Source organism: Gracilimonas sp. (genome assembly GCF_017641085.1).
Classification (GTDB): Bacteria; Bacteroidota; Rhodothermia; order Balneolales; family Balneolaceae; genus Gracilimonas.
Window position 1 is genome coordinate 734752 of record NZ_JAEPPI010000001.1, and the last position, 19227, is coordinate 753978.

Below are 19227 nucleotides of genomic sequence, written 5' to 3' on the forward strand. Positions count from 1 at the left end.
ATGGCTGAAACCAAACTTCATTCTAAGATTACTTGTCCCAACTGCGGTTTTTCCTTGAAACAGAAAATGCCAACAACTTCCTGCCAGTTCTTTTGGGAATGCCCGGAATGTAAAAGCATCATCAAGCCTAAGGATGGAGACTGTTGTGTGTTCTGTTCTTACGGGGATACGCCTTGTCCTTCTATTCAGCAAGAGAAATTCTGTTGTTGAATGAAAACTTTATTTATTGACATCTCGTTTTATCATTTCTTAACCATACTTTCTTTGGATTTTAAAGTTGAGGGCCTATTTTCTATAAGTGGAAAAACTGAATAACCATATACTGTTTAAATCTGCTGCAAACTTAGTTATTGTAGCCAGTATTCTATGTGTAATCTTTGGAAATGGATTGCATGTTCACGCCCTTTTTGATCATATCTTCGATCACGGTGATGTACATGCTTTTGTACACATCCATTCAAATGAGCAGGATCAAAATCATAGTCACGCCAAAGAATTTGATGATAAGGATGCCCACCAGCATCCAACGGCTACCGTTGACCTAACGGGAACACTAACTCAGAAGACTACCAATAAAGTATCCACTAACACACAGCTTTTTTCTTCTCCAGCCGTTTTAAGCAGCCAAAGAACTTTACAATCTCCGATCCTGCTTTATTTAGATCTGCCTCCGCCGGATCATCTTTACCAATCCATCCCATTTTCTTCTTACTCTCTTCGCGGCCCACCCCTGGGATAAATCTATCCCTTTGCCAGATAGCATCTCTAATCCGCTATCTCAATAGCATTCCATAACCATTAATACATCCTATTTATGAATTCATCCAAGTGGTGGATCTTGTTTTTGGTATTCCTGTGGATACCATTTCAGGTTCACGCCCAAACTCAGACTCTTTCCTTAGAGGACGTTGTTGAGCGATTTAAACAACACAGCCTCCAGCAAGAGCTGGCAGAGCTTGATAAGCTTCGAAAACAGGGAGCGGCTCAACAGTATAAATCGTACATGAATCCCGAGGTGAGCATCTTCAGCGAGCAGCTCAATGCCGGCACGCTCGATTATGATGAAACCACCTATCAGATTTCGCAGCCGATTGAACTGCTGGGGCAACCCTTCCTTCGAAATAAAAGCGCGACCAAAAGTAGTGAGGCTGCAGAATTAAGCTATGAGTATGACCGCTCAGTGCTCATCCAGCAGGTAAAGAGCCTGTATGCTGAATATTGGTTTTTACAGCATAAACTGAAGGTTTACGACCAAGCACTTGATGTTATTCACGAAGTGTTGGCATCAGCCATAGCCCGACAAACAGAAGGCACAGAGTCAGGTCTTCAGGTGCAGCGTTTTACGGTGGAAAAGAATCGGTACTGGCGTATGCGCAATGAAGTTGAGCTGGAAATGATGCAAACAGGGAAGCAACTGGCTTCTATGATCACTTCTTCGGAAGAAACCGGCTTTGACTTCCAGGTGGAAGCTGATTTGCCGGTGGAGCCGATCATGGAGGATTCGGAAACGCTGAAACAGTACGCTCTGGAACACCGGGTCGATTTACAAGCTATTGAGCTTGAAGCAGAAGCTCTCGGACTAAAATACAAAGTGGAAAAACGAGAACGCCTGCCGGACTTAAAGGTAAATTTCGGCTATAAAAATCAGTCGGACGGCTCGGAAGGTTTTGTAATTGGCGGAGGCATACAGCTGCCCATTTTCAACCGAAACAGTGGAAGCATCACCATGGCAGAAGCCGAACATCGCAGCGTGGAAACATCGTTGCAGCTCCAAAGGCGAACCATTCGTAATCAGGTGGATGTAGCGTACCATCGTGTTCAAAATTTGTATGCGCAGTGGCAAGAAATGCAACAAAATCCACTTTCTGCGGAAATGTTGGAAACATCACGGTCAGCTTATCAGGAAGGACGTTATTCGCTGATCGAACTGCTGGATGCCACCAAGGCTTACGTAGATGGTAGTAGCCTTCTGCATCGAATGACTGCAGATTACCAACAAGCCCTTTTTACACTCGATACCATCACTTCAGGAAAAATATTCTCAACTCAAAACACTTCAGAACAATGAAAAATCTATTCACAGTACTCTTTGTAAGCCTTGCATTTATTATCGCCGGTTGCGGCTCAGAAAAGGAAACACACAGTCATGGCGAAGACGGGGATCACACCCATGAAACTCCGGCTCAACCATCCATGACAGATGACAGCGATGCTGTCCGTATTGGAGGCGGTGACCATTCATCAGAAGGCGATTCTACTCATGCCCATGACGATGAAGAGGATCACAGTCACGATGAGGAAGAACATAGCCATGATGATTCAACGCATTCTCATGGGGATGAAGAGCACAGTCACTAATTCCATGAACAAACCACTTATCACGAATAAATTTTAAAGCAATGAAACAGCTTATACTAACCATAATTTTAGGGACCTCTCTGGCGATGATGGGGTGCGGCGGAAGCGGTGATGAAAGCCACAGTCATGGTGAAGATGGAGACCATACACACGAGCAAACTGCTCAGCAAGCACAGGAAAATGATAGCCATTCCCATGATGGAGAAGACGCCCATAGTCATGGGGAGGATGCCCAACTGGAAGGAGCCGGGGTAATTACTCAATGGACAGATAAAACCGAACTGTTCATGGAGTATCCGGAACTTATTGTAAGTCAGGAAGCCACCTTCGCCGTTCATCTGACTCGACTTTCAGATTTCCAGCCTATTTCTGAATCAGAAGTGCAGTTCGTGTTTAGTTCTGAGCGAGGCAACGAAGGTTCCCTTACCGAAACGGAAGTGCAAATTCCGGGCATCTACGGACCTGATGTTGTTTTTGAGCGAGCAGGACGATATGACTTAACTATTATCATCCAGGGAATGGTTGATGATACCCTTCAGGTAAATGGTATTCCCGTTTATGCATCCGCAGGAGACGTTCCGGCTACTCACGATGAAGAAGACCCAAATCTGATTTCCTTTCTGAAAGAACAGCAGTGGAAGATCCCTTTTGCCACTCAAAAAGTCGGCCGACACACACTGTCAGAAAGGGTGGACGCGCATGGCGAACTACAACCTGTACAAAGTAGGGAAGTGGTTGTCTCAGCACCTTTCTCAGGGATCATCCTGAGCAGCACCAATCAGAGTCTGCCGGTTGAAGGTCAGAACATTCGGAAAGGCACATCGCTGGTTCAGCTGAATCCAGCTATTCAATCCGCCGATGGAGAGAACTATGCTCAGCAGTTTATCAATGCACAATCACAATTGTCTTTGGCCAAAAAGAACCTGGAACGGTCAAAGCGATTATATGAAAAAGAAGCGATCCCGGAAGTGGAACTGGAAAGAGCACGAATCGAATACCGTCAGGCACTCACGCAATTTCAGACAATCAACGAGATCGCTCAAATTGATACTGCAACGGTAGATACTTATGGCGACTCAGAATCCTCTTATCGCTTTGAAATGAAAGCACCGATATCCGGAACCGTAGTGGAATCCTATGTGCAACCCGGAAAGCAGGTGAAAGCCGGAGAGCCCCTCTTAAAAATCGTCGATATGAGCAAAATGTGGTTGAGTGTTCACGTTCCCGCAGCTAAGCGAATAGCCATTCAAAATCCCGGCGCGGCTGTTTTTTACGTGCAGGGTAATGAGAGAATGTACGAAATGAACGAAGTGAACGGACGCCTGCTGAGTGCCGGAAAACAGGTAGATCCTGAAACACGAACACTTTCGCTGATCTATGAAATTGATAATCCAGAAGGTTTGCACAGCGGACTCTTTGTGACCGCAGAGATCGACACCGATCAAAAAGAAAACGTGATCGCCATTCCTGAATCAGCCCTTATTGAAGAGGAAGGTAATTTTGTGGTGTATGTGCATGTGGCCGGAGAATCCTTCGAAAAAAGAGCGATAACCACGGGCATTAGAAACCGCGGCTGGGTGGAAGTGACTTCCGGCCTGGAAGAAGGCGAGCATGTGGTTATGACCAATGCGTACCAGGTAAAATTAGCTTCGTTGTCATCTGAAGCACCTTCGCACGGACACTCTCATTAATCATCAGGAAAGGAAATAAATTATGTTAGATGCAATAATCAGAGGATCGTTAAGGTACCGGCTGGTCGTGTTGGTGAGTTCGGTGGTCATATTGGCGGCCGGAATTTATATCGTGGACCGCATGCCTGTGGATGTATTCCCCGATCTCACGGCACCCACCGTAACGGTAATGACCGAAGCGCACGGGATGGCACCTGAAGAGGTAGAACGACTGGTAACCATTCCGGTCGAGACCTCCGTAAATGGAGCGACGGGAGTGCGACGGGTTCGCTCGTCCACTTCAAAAGGCATATCCATTGTATGGGTGGAATTCGACTGGGGCACCGATATTTTCAGGGCTCGGCAAATTGTGAATGAGAAATTACAGCTGGTAGCGACCGGCCTGCCCGAAGAAGTCCCGCCGCCCATTATGGCGCCGATCTCATCCATCATGGGAGAGATCATGCTGGTGAGTGTGAACAGCGATGAACATTCCGAACTCGAAGTACGAACAGCCGCCGACTGGGAAATTCGGCGACGCTTGTTGGCTATCCCCGGAGTCGCCCAAGTTATTCCCATTGGAGGTGGCCAGAAACAATATCAGGTACGGGTTAGCCCTGATAAGCTGAAGCAGTATAATATCACCCTGCATCAGGTTTTACAGGCTGCCGAACAGGCTAATGAAAACTTCTCCGGCGGTTTCTTTAGGGAATACAGTCAGGAGTATACCATTCGTGGTATAGGCCGGGCGTACTCGGTAGAAGATCTGGAGCAGTCCGTGATCACCCAGCGAAATAATATTCCAATCACGATAGGAGATGTGGCTAATGTCGAGATCGCAGCTGCTCAAAAGATCGGGGATGCCTCAGTGGATGCCGAACCGGCGGTAATTATCTCCATCCAAAAACAACCCGGTGCTAATACACTGGAACTAACATCCCGCGTAGATGAAACGCTGGCCCAGATTGAATCCAGTCTCCCCGACGGCTTTGAGATCAATACACACCTGTTTAGGCAGGCCGAGTTTATTGAACTGGCTATCGATAACGTCATCGAAGCCCTGCGGGATGGGGCCTTTCTGGTAATCGTGATCTTGTTTCTATTTCTGGGGAATTTCCGTACGACACTGATCTCGCTAACCGCCATTCCGTTAGCGCTGATCTTTTCGATCTTCGTACTGGAATTCTTTGATATCACCATCAACACAATGACCTTGGGGGGGATGGCTATTGCCATTGGTGTGATCGTAGATGATGCCATTATTGATGTGGAGAATGTATTCAGGCGACTCAGGGAAAACTCAAAACTTCCGGAAACCAAGCAGAAATCGGACATCGATGTAGTATTTGAAGGCTCAAAGGAGATCCGTTCTTCTATTATCAATGCCACACTGATCATTATGATCGTATTCATTCCTTTGTTTTTCTTGAGTGGGATCGAAGGGCGCATGTTACAACCGCTGGGACTAGCCTATATCATATCCATCGGAGCGTCATTAGTAATTGCCATGACCGTTACACCGGCCATGTGTTACTATTTGCTTCCCAGTCAGGCCTCCAAAGGAAAACTGGAAGAAAGCTGGTTCACCAACAAGTTAAAATCAGGCTATGAACATGTGTTGAATGTAGTCCTTCGCATCAAGAAGACTGTTCTGGTTGGAACCTTGGTGCTGTTTCTTGGAACGTTAGTGGTGTTGCCATTTCTAGGAAGGTCATTCCTTCCAGAGTTTAATGAAGGCACGCTGGTGATCAGTGCAGTAACTATTCCGGGAACCTCATTGACTGAATCTAATGCTATCGGAAAGCGAATCGAGGAGATCCTGCTGGAACATCCGGCCATTGAATCAACCTCTCGACGTACCGGACGGGCTGAACTGGATGAGCATGCTCAAGGCGTGAATGCTTCCGAGATAGATGCCGAACTCGACATCCCGGACGGAACGAGCAAAGAACAAGTGTTGGCTGAGATTCGGGAAGACCTGAGTGTAGTTTCAGGAACCAACATCACTATTGGTCAGCCTATTGGACACCGGATTGATCACATGCTGTCCGGTACACGAGCCAACATTGCCGTGAAGATCTTTGGTACGGATCTGTTCAGGCTTCGGGCTTTGGCAGAAGAAGTACGCGGACAAATGGAAACGGTAAAAGGCGTGGTGGATCTTTCAGTAGAACAGCAGCAAAATGTCCCGCAGATCCAAATTCGTCCCGATCGAAGGGCACTGGCTCGCTATGGAATTACCATTCAGCAACTTGCTGAAATGGTGGATGTGGCATTTGCCGGTGAAGTAGTCTCTCAAGTTCTGGAAGGCGATAAAATGTTCGATCTACTGGTTCGCTTTGATGAGGACCACCGTGGCAGCATCGAAGCGGTTCAAAAAGCGACCTTCAATTTAGAAGACGGAAGCATTGTGCCACTGGCAGAACTGGCTTCGGTGACATCCCGAAGTGGCCCTAATACCATCAGTCGTGAAAACGTGCAGCGGAAGATCGTGGTTTCAGCAAATGTAGCCGGCCGTGATCTGCGTGGAACTGTAGATGAGATCCGGGCCAATGTATCTCAGAACGTCAGCTTCCCGCAAAGCTACTTTGTGGAATACGGCGGACAGTTTGAAAGCGAAGCACAGGCCACACGCACCATTTCGTTGCTTAGCATCATTGCCATTGCGGCGATTTATCTGCTATTGTACCTGGAATTCGGTTCTCTCAAAACCGCCTTGCTGGTCATGGTAAATCTTCCTTTTGCCCTCATCGGAGGTATTTACACGGTGCTGTTTACCAGCGGGATCATTTCTATTGCCTCATTGGTAGGCTTTATCACCTTATTTGGTATTGCCACAAGAAACGGTATTCTGATGGTCTCACACTATCAGCAGCTACGGAAAGAAGGAAAGGAATTCATCCAAGCTATCCGGCAGGGAGCGATGGAACGTCTTAATCCGATCCTGATGACCGCACTAACTGCAGGGTTGGCACTTATTCCTTTGGCACTTGCTGCCGGTGAACCGGGGAACGAGATACAGTCTCCGATGGCTCAGGTTATTCTGGGTGGACTCTTGAGTTCTACCTTACTTAATATGGTAGTTATTCCAGCCTTACTGGCGCAGTTTGAAACGCAAAAATAATTTCTAAACAGGAGGGGGACGATGATTGGCTTTTAATCCTCGTCTTCTTCCAGGTTTTTAAGCTTGTTTCGGATGGTGCGGTCAGAAATGCCCAATAATTTTGCAGCTTTCTTCTGGTTTCCCTGCGTATGTTCGAGGGCTTTCTGGATCAGCTGCAGCTCCATGTCTTCAATCGACATTAGTGGGAGGTCGGTGGCAAGAACTTCTTTATTCAGGTTATCATCCACGCTGGAGAACATTTCATGATTGATATGCTCCATGGTGATTTTATCACTGTCTTGGGCTAAGATAATGCCGCGGTGAATTTTATTATTCAATTCTCTCACGTTTCCGCGCCATTCTTGCTGAACAAGATGATTTAGGAGCTCTTCCGAAAGTTCTTTTTTCTCCAGCCCGTATTTCGTTGAATAGTGTTCTACAAAATAATTGGCCAAAACCGGGATGTCGGTTTTACGATCCCTGAGCGGCGGAATTTCAACAGGAAATACATTCAAACGGTAGTACAAGTCTTCCCGGAATTGCTTCTCTGAAATAGCTTCCGCAATGTTTCGGTTTGATGTGGCCAGGATACGCACATCTGCTTTAACCGGCTCCTGACTTCCCACCCGGTAAAATTCATTCTCCTGCAAAACACGAAGCAGTTTAGCCTGAACGTTTAGTTTAATTTCTGTGATCTCATCCAGCAAAAGGGTGCCGCCTTCAGCAGCATCAAAAGCTCCCTGCCGGTCTGAGGTTGCCCCGGTGAAAGAGCCTTCGAGGTGTCCGAATAATGTGCTTTCAACCAGCTCGGAGGGGAGGTTCGCACAATTAATTTTGATATACGGTCCCTGCGCGCGGTTACTGTTAACATGAATCTGATGGGCGAATACTTCTTTCCCGGTTCCGCTTTCTCCCTGAATTAATACAGGAGCAGTATTCCGGGCAATTTGAGGAATGATCCGCATCAGCTTTTTAATCTGTGGATCGTTTCCGATAAACTTATTTTCCGTTTCGTCGGAATTGTCAACCGGGCTTACCAGGTCGCCTTTTTTGTCTTCCCGGGGAGAGTGAGCCACTGATTTGGGCTTTTTGTCTCGTTCTTCCGGATCCGCATTAAAATAACGGTTAACGCGATATAGAATCTCTTTGGCTTTAAAGGGCTTGGTCATGTAATCAAATGCCCCTTTGTGGAGAGCTCGTACGGCGTGGTTGATGTTCCCAAAGCCGGTAATCATAATAACACCGGTATCCGGGTAATTCTTCTTCACGTTGGCAAGCACTTCATCACCGGTCATTTCATTCATTTTAACATCGGTGATGACCAGATCTACACTATTTTTTTCGAGATATTCAGTGGCTTTTACAGGCGATTCAAAAGCGTGAACCTTAAATCCTTCTTTTGTTAATATCTCCTCCATAAAACCGAGCAGGAGTTCGTCATCATCAACAACAAGAATGGAGTGTTTCATAGGTTTTTAGCGGATTAATTTTTTAATAGCGCCAACTTGATGAAAGAAGTTACGGGATTCTCAGACAAAAAAAGAGAGCATTAATGCTCTCTAACTATTTATTAAGATGAAATTAAGAAAGATAAGTCCGCACTATTTGTCAACTATATTCTGTGCTATTTTTGACCATACTTCCGGGTCGTTCAACATCTTACCAATTTCGGTGTTTTTAGCTGCCTCAGGCGACTCTTTCTTGGCGGCTTCATACGCCTGAAGTTTGGCTTTATAATCTTTCAGCTTACCGAAAGAAGCCTGATTCTGCTTTTCAAGTTCAATTTTAGCAAACAGCTCTTCGCTTTTCTTGGCGCTGAAATTTTCCAGAGATACCTTGTCGGTTAACTCCGGGGATTTTTCGGCACGAGAAACTTTAGAAGCTTGCTGACTATTCTCGGAAGCGTCAGTGCTTTTTATTTGGCCGTTAACGTGATTTGTTAGCTTATTAATTTCCATGGTATTATCCCTCTTATTCATCAAGATTAAAAGTACGAAATGTCAGGATTCTTTAAAACACGGTAGCTCTTTTCCACCTTGCGCTGGTTTACAGCTGTGCCTAATTTTTCCTTATGACTGTTTAATATGTTTTGAAGGTTGTTTTGAATGCCATCATTCAGTTCCACAAACGTTTCAAAGAGAAAGCGCAGGGAGATACGTTCCTCTTCCGAAAGTGAGTCTTTGGGGTTTGCTTCGGTTAAGATGCCCAGCTTTTTCACCAGCTCTTCGCGTTGCCCCAGCTGAGACTTGATGGCGTCAAATGAAGGTTCATTCTCATCTATTTCACGGAGAATCGCTTCGCTTCTGTCATTCAGTTGTCCCAATATGTTGTGTAAAGGGGTCATAGTTTGGGTTTCCATCTCATAAATTATTAATAACCGGACATGAAGTTATAAACCGCATCGAACTGAGCTTGTCCTTCTTCGAGAATCAGGTCCAGCTCATTAAATATTCGGCGCTGCTCGGCTTCATATTCTTCCAGGTATTTCCGTTCACTGGCTATACGCCGGTCTAAACGGTCAATTTTTTGATCCAGTCCGCTTTCAATCGCAGAGAGGATTCCATCTGCTTCTGTGTATGATTCGGCCCGTGCCTTCATCATGGCCACCGGAGAGTTCTCGTTGGTAAAGAAATTGGCAATCTGCTCGGGGTTCTGGTTCAGGATGTCATCCAGTTTAGAGGAATCATCGATAACCATCTTTCCGTTATTCTCGAACGTGATGCCCATGTCGGCAAAACTGGCGACCTCACCTTCAGCAACACCGCCTAACGACAGAATAGCTGTTTGCCGTAAGTTAATAGTCAGATTTCGGACCGATCTCACTCCCTGAAGGGGGCCTTTATTTCCGGTTTCAGGATTAATGAATGTACGCTCCCGAATGGTCTCGTTCATTTCATTATAGGCATTGATGAAGTCCTGCAGGTTAGATTTTGCAGCTTCAGTATCACGCTCAACCGTCATTTGTTCCGCTACTCCGGTGGCTTTCTTCATAGTGAAGGAGAGTCCTTCGATAGCATCGTCAACGATATTTTCGGCGCGGTTAAAAGTCACTCCATCAATAATAAACTGAGCATCTAACTCGGCTTGGGGAGTGAGGTGAGTCATGTTCCCGGTAACGCCTGCTAATACACCGGTGGCTCCGCTAAATTGAATACGGTTGTCGTAGCCGGTTTCAAGACTTTTAAGGGAGAACTGAATATTTTCGCCATCCAGGTTAAAAACGCTGGCACTGGCTTCATCACCAAAGAGACTTTCAATTTCAGTTTCAAACGATTCCAGGATTTCCTGGTTGGTTTTATTTACCGTGCCGCCGCTGCCATCGTCTTTGGTGGTTACAACATTTATAGTCTCAGTCTTGTCACCAATGGTCAGTGTCACGGAGCCATCTCCCTGTGCGGCGAGTTCATAGCCGGCACCGGTCATCGTTTCGGAGAGTGCGGTGTCGTTTTTAGCGAGCCTTTCTACGGTGATATTGAAAGCTGATTCATTATCTAAACCGGAAGCGGAGTTTACCTGCACAACCGAATCATCACTGGAAGTAGTTTTAAACGGTTCAAAAGACCGGTTGCTTGGGGTTTCAAGCTCCTTAATGATATTCTCAAAATCAGAGATCGCCTTACTCACGGTTCCAACGGCAGACTTTGATTCTTTCTCATCCCGAACCTGCACTTCCATCCGAAGCATTTTCTGGCTTTCAATATTAACAAGCTGCGTTACGAACGACTCGTACGAACTTGTTTGACTCATAAGGCTGGAAATAGATGCCATAGTTAGAGGTATTGACGGTTACTGTTTATTTATTGCTGAACTACAGAGGGGGAAGGTTGTTTTTGATTGGCAACTTCTTCCCAGGTTTCTCTTAAAGGCTCCAGGATTTCACGGATTTCTTCAAACCGCTGCTTCCGGGCCAGGTCCTGGCAATACCGGTAAAGCTCAAAAAGCTGACCGGCGGGTTCATAATCAAAATTCAATCCTTGTATCAATTCAGATAGAATGGCTTTTACTTTTCCCTGATCTTCGCGGTAGGAGGCCTGTATAACCAGGTCATACATCTTCACTACCAGCTTCAGCGGGGAAGCATTCATCACAGATTGTTTTTGATAGACTAATTGTGGATCTCGCATAATTTTGAAATTGATGAAAGTAACTCCCGGTTCTTTTCGGCCAAATACCGTCAAAACTTAAATTAGGAGTTTTTAATGTTTCTCAATCCATCACAGGCTTAAAAACCTGTTGCGGACAAACTTGTTTTGGCAACTACTGTGCCAAAGTTGAAAACCATCGATCGGTAGTTTTTGAGGCAAAATGAATCCGGTTTGATACCTGACAGGCGGAAAAATATTCTGAAGCGGAAAATTTGGCCCTCACTCTGAGTCTCAAACAGGCGAATTACAAGATGGAATTGGGCTTTTATACCATGGCATCATTTTTGGAAAAGAGAGGGTGTTGAAAACCAGAAAACTCATTTTCGATTATGAAAGTAGAATTAGCGCGCGCCCAAAAGTTATTAGATCAGAGATACCCGGATCCGGATGAAGCGATAAAATTGCTTGACCCTTTGCTAAGGCGAGAGTCTAAACACTGGCTGGTCTATTACTTCCTGGGGATTGCTCAAATGCAGAAGTCCAATTTTGAGAAAGCCATTGGGTACTTCGAGAAATCCATCGGTGAGCATGATCAAAACTCCCAGACCTATTTGTTGGTAGCTCGCTGTTATTATGAACTGCAGGATTTCGAAAATGCAGAGCGATTTGGGAAAGCGGCCGTACAGTTGAACCAGGAGCTGTTAGATGCCTGGATGTTTATGGGGCAGCTGTACTGGGATCAGGCATTATTAAATAAAGCCATTCAATGTTACACTATTGCCAATAAACTGGACCCGAAGAATTACCTGATTGCTTACAATATCGGGCAAATTTATGCTGATCAGGGTGACTATAAGAAAGCCCTGGAATTGTACGATATTACCCTGCAAATGGAGCCAAAGCTAATTGATGCCGGTATCAAGAAAGCGCAGATTTACCAGTCGATTGGTGAACATGAGCAGGCGGAAGAAGCCATCGGGAAAGTACTGGAGATTGATAGCGAAAACCTGCTGGCGTTGAGCGTACTCTCTCTGTTATATCGTGCCATGGGTAGATATAGCGAGGCCATTGAATTGAATGAACGTTTGCTGGATCGTTACCCTAACGACGGAAATGTGCGGGTAAATTATGCACTCTGCCTTGTGGAAACCGGCCAATATGATGAAGCGGAGAAGAATTACCGGAGAGCATTAAAGGATGCCCCGGAAACGCAGCAGTCACTTTCCAACTATCTAATGGGGATACATTACAATCCCAAGCGAACCAAAGAAGAGATTTTTGAAGCTCATTCACTTTGGGATCAATATTATGCACCGGAAGAACGGCCCGAACGTCCGGTTCCTGCCAATAATGATAAAGACAAGAAACTGCGTGTTGGGTTTATCTCGGGTGGGTTTAAAAAACACCCGGTAGGCTGGATGATAACATCCGCCCTTGAGGAACTTCCCAAAGATGAAATTGCAACCTATATATATACCACCGATACCTACCACGATTCACTTACTAAACGCATTCGGGAAGCCAGTGCAAAATGGACATCCGTAGTGGGATACAGCGATGAGGTGGTTGCTCAGATTATTAAAGACGATGAGATTGATATCCTGGTAGAGCTTTCCGGACATTCATCAGGGAACCGTTTGAAAACAGTAGCTCTGGAACCAGCCCCAATTACCATAAAATGGGTGGGAGGTTTGTTCAATACTTCAGGGTTACAGTCGATGGATTACCTGCTGACCGATGCGAAAGAATCTCCGGAAGGAGAGGAGCCATTTTACACCGAAAAATTGGTTCGTATGCCGGACGATTATGTTTGTTATACCCTTCCAAACTATGACATTGATTTAGCAGAAGCTCCTGTTACCCAAAATGGATACATCACTTTTGGGTGTTTCAATAACCCTACCAAGATAAACACACAGCTTTTGTCTAAATGGGCAGAAATTCTGAAGCAAGTTCCTGATAGCCGTCTTTTTCTCAAGAGCAAACAGTACGACACGGAATTAGTTAGGGAGCGAATTACTCAACATTTGGCGGAGTGTGGTATTGAGGAAGACAGGGTGATTTTTGAGGGATATTCGCTCCATAATGAACTACTTGAATGCTACAATAAAATTGATATTGCACTGGATCCATGGCCGTATTCCGGTGGATTAACAACCATCGAAGCTTTATGGATGGGCGTGCCGGTAATCACCAATTCAGGTCCTACTTTTGCGGGGCGACACTCTACTTCTCATTTGACGAATGCGGGATTCCCGGAATGGGTGACTAACAACTGGGAAGACTATATACAAAAGGCAGTTTCTCTTGCCGGTGATGTTGATCAATTATCAAAGTTAAGAGCTGAACTTCGGGGACGCCTATTAAGCTCCCCGGTATGCGATGCTCAACGCTTTGCCCGCAACCTGGCGAATGCCTTCCGCGAGATGTGGCTTCAGAGAGTGAAAGGATATGAGAAGAATCTTCCCGAAGGAGAATGGCAGGATCATATTTGGGTGTCACAGAAAAAAAAAGAACCCGAGACCCAAGCTGAATCACTTCAAAACGGAATAAAAGACAAAGCGTTGAAGAAGGGGATTTATGTAAATAAGTCTCTTGTGAAGTTCACGGATACTCCATCAGATGTGGTAGAGGCCATAGTGAATACTCAGGATTTAAAGTATGCGGAACCATTGAGTGTGGCCATTCCGGAATCTGAGCTTTTCAGGTTGAGGAATATATTTGAAGATCATGAATATGGACTCCCTTCAGTTTTTCAGCTGAATGAGAACAGTGTGGTTGTTGATATAGGGGGAAATGTTGGGTCTTTTTCATTATATGCCCGGCAGTGGAATCCGGATTGCCAGATCCACAGTTTTGAGCCCAACCCACAGGTGTTTCCACTTTTGGCTCACAATGTGAAAGGCCTTGATAATATTTCCATTACTAAGGTAGCCCTGAGCGATCAGAATGGTGAAATAAATCTGTTTCAGCACCCAAGGAATACAGGTCAGTCTTCAACGACTGTACACATGAAAGGCGGACATGAGGTTACTGTTAAGATGCAGAAAAGCGGAGAAGCACTTGCTGAGAAAGGAATCAACAAGATCGATGTCCTCAAAATTGATACCGAAGGTGCTGAAGTTTCTATTCTGAAAGGCATGAAAGATCTGCTCATCAACACCGGCTTTATTATGCTCGAATATCATTCAGAAGCAGATCGCCGGGAGATAGATGCCATTCTATCCGGATTCAGCGTGTATGCATCGGGAGTTTCAGTTCCTTGTGAAGTTGGAACCATCAAGTACATCAACAACAGGATTCTAAACAAATAATATTGTGAAAGCAGAATTAGAAAAGGTCCGGCTTTTATTGGATCGGGCACAACCCGATGCTGATGAAGCAATAAAGGTTCTGAGCTTATTGGCAGAACAGGGTAATGAGCACTGGCTGATTGATCACTTTCTGGGAATTGCCCACATGGTGAAAGCCAGCTATAAGAAGGCAGTCGTTTACTTTGAAACTTCTCTTACCAAGCATGCGGAAAACCCACATGCTTACTTACAAATTGCCAAATGTTTTAACGCACTTTCAGATTTTGAACAGGCAGAGCGTTATGGAAAAGCAGCCATTCAGTTAGATCAGCATTTGCTGGAGGCCTGGATGTTTATGGGTGAAATTTACCGGGGGCAGTCTGATTCAGAAAAAGCCATTCAGTGTTTTACCATCGCTAATAAACTGGCCCCAAAGAATCATGTTATTGCCTATAAATTAGCCGGAATTTATTCCGAAAAAGGGGACCTCAAGAAAGCAATGGAGCTGTACGATATTGCCCTACATATGCAGCCCAATTTCGAAGTAGCAAGAGCAGAGAAAGATAAGCTCTATACCTCTTTTGGAAGAAAGAGTAAGCCACGAGGCGGAAAATACATTCACCTATGCTTCAACCATTTGTATGCGAAGTCACTATCGGATATGCTGGCTTCTGTGAACGAGGAATATGATCAGCAGCATCTTCTATTTGTAGAATCACACTGGGCCATTGAAGAGTATAAACCTGATTTAAGCAGTAATGAACACGCTGCCTGGTTTAATCATGAGTACGATTTTCCAGCCATTATTAACCGATGCCTGGATTCAGATGTGGATGCAATATTTGTACACGGACTGTTTTTTAACTGGCAGAAAAAACTGATCAAAGAAATCGGTTCAAAAAAACATATTGGATGGATTATCTGGGGTGGTGATCTCTACAATCCCATCAAAATAAAAGAGCCGATAGTAGATATTGTTGAACATATCGACAGTATCCACTCATTGGTTGAAGGCGATGTTGAAGTGTTTAAAAAACATTACGGAGACTGCCCGACTTTCCGATTTGGTTATCCCTATCCGGGACTCTATGGAGATATTCCGGAGACTATCGAAAGTAACGATCGCCCAAGAATTATTGTAGGGAACTCAGGGGACTATTCAAATAATCATATCGAGATTTTGGAGGCACTAAGGACGAAGAAAGATGTAAGAAATTATGATATCCTGCTCCCGGTGTCCTACAACTTAATTCCGGAATATGAGAATGCGATCCTGAAATGGTTAAATGCAGCAGGGATGACGGATTGTGTAAAACTCATCAAAAATTTTATTGAACCGGATAAATACAGAGTTCTCGTGGACTCTTCAGATATGCTGATTACGGCTCATAATCGCCAACAAGCCATCGGGAATATGCTTTTGTCGTTATACAGCGGTAATGCTACTGTTCTAAAAAAGAAGATTACGGTGGGTGAAAAAGAGCAGATGAACCCAACCTGGAAAATGTTGAAAAAATACGGCTTGGATATATCGGGTTTTGAGGAGTTTAAAAAAGCACCATCTATACGATCTTTTCTGAGAAAGTCTCAACCTCAGAAAACCCGAAATCAACAAATTATCATCAATGAATTTGGTTTAGAAACCCGGGCAAAAGATCTGGTAACATCCTGCAGCACAATCAGAGAAAGGATAACTGAACACGCGCTGGTGAATTAAGATGGAATCAATAGTGCAAGCAACCGCAACTTACACGAATATAGATGCCGTTGAAATCGAAGTTGGAGAAGGTACGGTTATAGAAGAGTCGGCAGTGATTAGGGGATTGAACGGACCGGCCACAACCATCAAAATTGGAGATAATTGCTACATCGGCAAGAACGTGCAGATTATCTGTGATCACTTTGAGCTGGGGGATTACTCCAAAATTCATCACAACACTAATGTGCATGGCTACAAACCCTGTGTTATCGGGCATAACGCCTGGGTCGGGCAGTATTCGATCATCGACAGTATTGGTGGGACGACCATTGGTAATAATTGCGGGATAGGGGCACACTCTCAGCTATGGTCACACATCAAGTATGGAGATACCCTGGAAGGCTGCCGGTTTTTAAGTGAAAGCTCACTGGCTGTAGGTAACGATGTATGGTTTGTGGGCCACTGTATTGTTTCCCCCATCAAAGCCGAAGATAAATCGATGGCGATGGTTGGCTCGGTGGTGACTAAAAACATGGAGTACAACCAAATTTATGCGGGCTCTCCGGCTCGTTCTCTTTCAGAAAAAATTGGCCCTCAGTTTGAAGAGGTAAGTCTCGATGAAAAGATGGAGAAAATGAACATGTACATGAAAGAGGCAGGAATTTCAGAAGAGAAGGTTAAGGTGGTAAGCAACATTACGGAATTCAATTTCGATGACGAGGTCAGCTACTTCGATGTGGCTTCCAGAACCTATACCAAAAAGCGCTCCACGGACGAAGTACAATTCATGAAGTATCTGCTTCCTGAAAAAGGAAAATTTGTGCCCTATGAGTAAATACAAAATTCCTTTTAACAAACCATTCATAACCGGCAACGAACTTGAATACATTCAGGATGCGGTAGATTATGGGAAGATTTCCGGGAATGGAAAGTACACTCAGAAAATTCATCGGTTTTTTGAGCGGCAGTTTGGGTTTAAGAAATGCCTGCTTACTACATCCTGCACTGATGCTCTCGAAATGGCTGCTATCCTATTAGATGTGGAACCCGGTGATGAAATCATCATGCCGTCCTATACTTTTGTTTCCACAGCTAATGCTTTTGTTTTGCGTGGTGCGGTTATTCGTTTTGTGGATTCCAGAAAAGACCACCCCGGAATGGATGAGGATAAGATTGAAGAGCTGATCACCGAAAAAACAAAAGCTATTGTAGTAGTACACTATGCCGGAGTTGCTTGTGATATGGACAAAGTGATGGAAATAGCAGATCGATATAACTTGTTTGTTGTGGAAGATGCTGCCCAGGCCATTAACAGTTATTACGAACATGCGGATGGAGTTAGGAGTCCGCTGGGCTCCATAGGACATTTGGGGACATTCTCATTCCACGAAACCAAAAATATTATGGCCGGCGAAGGGGGGATGCTGATTGTAAATGATGATCGTTTTGCCGAGAGGGCCGAAATCATTTGGGAGAAGGGAACCAACCGAACGGCATTCTTCAGAGGTGAAGTGGATAAATACGGCTGGGTAGATATCGGTTCTTCGTTCTTGCCTTCAGAACTGAATGCTGCTTTTCTATATGCACAGTTGATGAACCTGATTCGGATTCAGCAAAAGAGAATGTGTATTTGGAACCGATATCATAGAGGTTTGGTTGAAGCCTGCCGGCGCTTGGGAATCCGCAGACCTGTCATCCCACAGTATGCTACCAATAATGGCCATATGTATTATGTGGTATGCCAAGGCACACAACAACGCGACGAGCTTATTACATATTTAAAGGAGAGAGACATATTGAGTGTATTTCATTATCAGTCGCTGCACTCTTCAAAATTCTTTATAGACAAACACGATGGAAGAGAACTTCCATATTCTGATTTGTATTCGAAAAACCTCGTTCGCTTTCCTCTTTACTACGAGCTTAATAAAGCTGAACAGAACTACATTATTCAACAAATAAATGAATTGAGTGTTAAGGGAACAGAAGACCAAATGAAGAAGGATAGTATAACAGAAACCGATAATCTGTTTTGCAACATCAGGTCGGGCAAGGTTTCTCTCAATCAATTAAAAACACCGCTAATACAGGACTACAAGATATAATTATGGAGAAATCGAAAAACTTTAAGCAGCAGGAAATTCAACTCATCATTAAGAGGGTTTCTCAATTTCTGCAGAATAACAGAGCAGAAAGGGAAGCTCAAATACCTAAAGTTGCTCTTAAAAACGAAAATGTAGCCAATTGCACGCTGCTTCTGAACCGGGAAATGCTGCTGGAGAAAATGAAAAAGAATTCAGTGGTTGCGGAAATTGGAGTAGATGAGGGGCATTTTAGTCGTCTCATCCGGAATGTAGTTCAACCCAAAAAATTTCATTTGGTAGATATATGGGGTACCGATCGTTTTCATGAAGGTAAATACCAGGATGTGAAAGCCTGTTTCCAGGATGAAATTGACGAAGGAAAAGTGCAAATACACCGAAAACTTTCAACGGAGGCGGCAGTTGACTTTGAAGATGGATATTTCGACTGGATATATATTGATACCGATCACTCATATGAAACTACCCGGGACGAACTTAACAAGTACGCTCCAAAAGTTAAAAAGGGCGGGATTATTGCTGGTCACGACTATGTTACAGGGAATTGGATTACTACCTACCGATACGGTGTGATTGAAGCCGTACACGAATTCTGTGTGAAAAACCATTGGGAACTACTGTATATAACGGTTGAGCCAACAGAAAATCAGAGTTTTGCTATTCGAAAAATTCAGGATTCTTAGAACCCCTCTTTATTAGCAAGTGTAACGCTCGGAATTAAAACCGGCTGTCATAATATGATAGCCGGTTTTTTTATGCTTTTAATTAGAGCTTATATAGAAATATCTGACGCACACAAGAACAGGTATTCATGAAAATTACATTTTAGGTTAATCCAACTTATTTTCAATTATCTGTCATAAAGGGCCTTTGAGGGCTCTTTTTTTGTTTAATGAAATTATTTAAGGAATAATTTA

At 44.4% G+C, this 19227-nt stretch carries 16 protein-coding genes; 11 read left to right on the forward strand and 5 right to left on the reverse strand.

Annotated features, from left to right (window positions below; translation table 11 throughout):
• The 6 genes from JJ941_RS03060 (at position 1) to JJ941_RS03085 (ending at position 7152) form a co-directional block, all read left to right on the forward strand.
• A complete protein-coding gene (locus JJ941_RS03060) occupies positions 1 to 210 on the forward strand; it encodes a GDCCVxC domain-containing (seleno)protein (protein ID WP_290962218.1) in 210 nt (69 codons plus the stop codon).
• An 88-nt stretch (positions 211 to 298) separates the two neighbouring features.
• A complete protein-coding gene (locus tag JJ941_RS03065; protein ID WP_290962219.1) occupies positions 299 to 739 on the forward strand; it encodes a hypothetical protein in 441 nt (146 codons plus the stop codon).
• A gap of 75 nt (positions 740 to 814) precedes the next feature.
• Positions 815 to 2068: a TolC family protein gene (locus JJ941_RS03070; protein WP_290962220.1), complete on the forward strand. Its 1254-nt coding sequence runs from the start codon at positions 815 to 817 to the stop codon at positions 2066 to 2068.
• Positions 2065 to 2358 (forward strand): hypothetical protein, encoded by a 294-nt coding sequence (locus JJ941_RS03075; protein ID WP_290962221.1) that lies wholly within the window; start codon positions 2065 to 2067, stop codon positions 2356 to 2358. The genes JJ941_RS03070 and JJ941_RS03075 overlap by 4 nt, the downstream gene beginning before the upstream one ends.
• Before the next feature lie 41 nt (positions 2359 to 2399).
• Positions 2400 to 4049, forward strand: coding sequence for an efflux RND transporter periplasmic adaptor subunit (locus tag JJ941_RS03080; RefSeq protein WP_290962222.1), 1650 nt, complete (start codon positions 2400 to 2402; stop codon positions 4047 to 4049).
• Positions 4050 to 4071: 22 nt separating this feature from the next.
• Positions 4072 to 7152, forward strand: a complete 3081-nt coding sequence (locus tag JJ941_RS03085) for an efflux RND transporter permease subunit (RefSeq protein ID WP_290962223.1) — start codon at positions 4072 to 4074, stop codon at positions 7150 to 7152.
• A 32-nt stretch (positions 7153 to 7184) separates the two neighbouring features.
• Here the strand turns inward: JJ941_RS03085 and JJ941_RS03090 are convergent, their stop codons facing one another.
• From JJ941_RS03090 to JJ941_RS03110, 5 genes are all read right to left on the reverse strand, one after another.
• On the reverse strand, positions 7185 to 8600 hold the full coding sequence (locus JJ941_RS03090; RefSeq protein ID WP_290962224.1) for a sigma-54 dependent transcriptional regulator: 1416 nt from the start codon (positions 8598 to 8600) through the stop codon (positions 7185 to 7187).
• A 132-nt stretch (positions 8601 to 8732) separates the two neighbouring features.
• Positions 8733 to 9089, reverse strand: a complete 357-nt coding sequence (locus JJ941_RS03095) for a hypothetical protein (RefSeq protein WP_290962225.1) — start codon at positions 9087 to 9089, stop codon at positions 8733 to 8735.
• A 26-nt stretch (positions 9090 to 9115) separates the two neighbouring features.
• Positions 9116 to 9475 (reverse strand): hypothetical protein, encoded by a 360-nt coding sequence (locus JJ941_RS03100; protein ID WP_290962226.1) that lies wholly within the window; start codon positions 9473 to 9475, stop codon positions 9116 to 9118.
• A 26-nt stretch (positions 9476 to 9501) separates the two neighbouring features.
• Complete coding sequence (fliD, locus tag JJ941_RS03105; protein WP_290962227.1) at positions 9502 to 10878, reverse strand: flagellar filament capping protein FliD; 1377 nt, start codon at positions 10876 to 10878, stop codon at positions 9502 to 9504.
• Positions 10879 to 10928: 50 nt separating this feature from the next.
• The gene (locus tag JJ941_RS03110) at positions 10929 to 11255 is read right to left on the reverse strand and encodes a flagellar export chaperone FliS (protein WP_255135911.1); all 327 of its coding nucleotides are present in this window, start codon (positions 11253 to 11255) and stop codon (positions 10929 to 10931) included.
• Positions 11256 to 11605: 350 nt separating this feature from the next.
• Here JJ941_RS03110 and JJ941_RS03115 point away from each other — a divergent pair, with 350 nt between their 5' ends.
• Genes JJ941_RS03115 through JJ941_RS03135 form a run of 5 tightly spaced genes read left to right on the forward strand, consistent with a single transcriptional unit; the run spans position 11606 to position 18993 of the window.
• A complete protein-coding gene (locus JJ941_RS03115; protein ID WP_290962228.1) occupies positions 11606 to 14530 on the forward strand; it encodes an FkbM family methyltransferase in 2925 nt (974 codons plus the stop codon).
• 4 nt (positions 14531 to 14534) lie between these two features.
• On the forward strand, positions 14535 to 16226 hold the full coding sequence (locus JJ941_RS03120; protein ID WP_290962229.1) for a TDP-N-acetylfucosamine:lipid II N-acetylfucosaminyltransferase: 1692 nt from the start codon (positions 14535 to 14537) through the stop codon (positions 16224 to 16226).
• 1 nt (position 16227) lies between these two features.
• Positions 16228 to 17043 carry a hypothetical protein gene (locus tag JJ941_RS03125; protein ID WP_290962230.1) on the forward strand — a complete coding sequence of 272 codons (816 nt, stop codon included), beginning with the start codon at positions 16228 to 16230 and terminating at the stop codon, positions 17041 to 17043.
• Positions 17036 to 18313 (forward strand): dTDP-4-amino-4,6-dideoxygalactose transaminase, encoded by a 1278-nt coding sequence (rffA, locus tag JJ941_RS03130; protein WP_290962231.1) that lies wholly within the window; start codon positions 17036 to 17038, stop codon positions 18311 to 18313. The genes JJ941_RS03125 and rffA overlap by 8 nt, the downstream gene beginning before the upstream one ends.
• A gap of 2 nt (positions 18314 to 18315) precedes the next feature.
• Positions 18316 to 18993, forward strand: a complete 678-nt coding sequence (locus JJ941_RS03135; protein ID WP_290962232.1) for a class I SAM-dependent methyltransferase — start codon at positions 18316 to 18318, stop codon at positions 18991 to 18993.
• Positions 18994 to 19227: the final 234 nt, after the last annotated feature.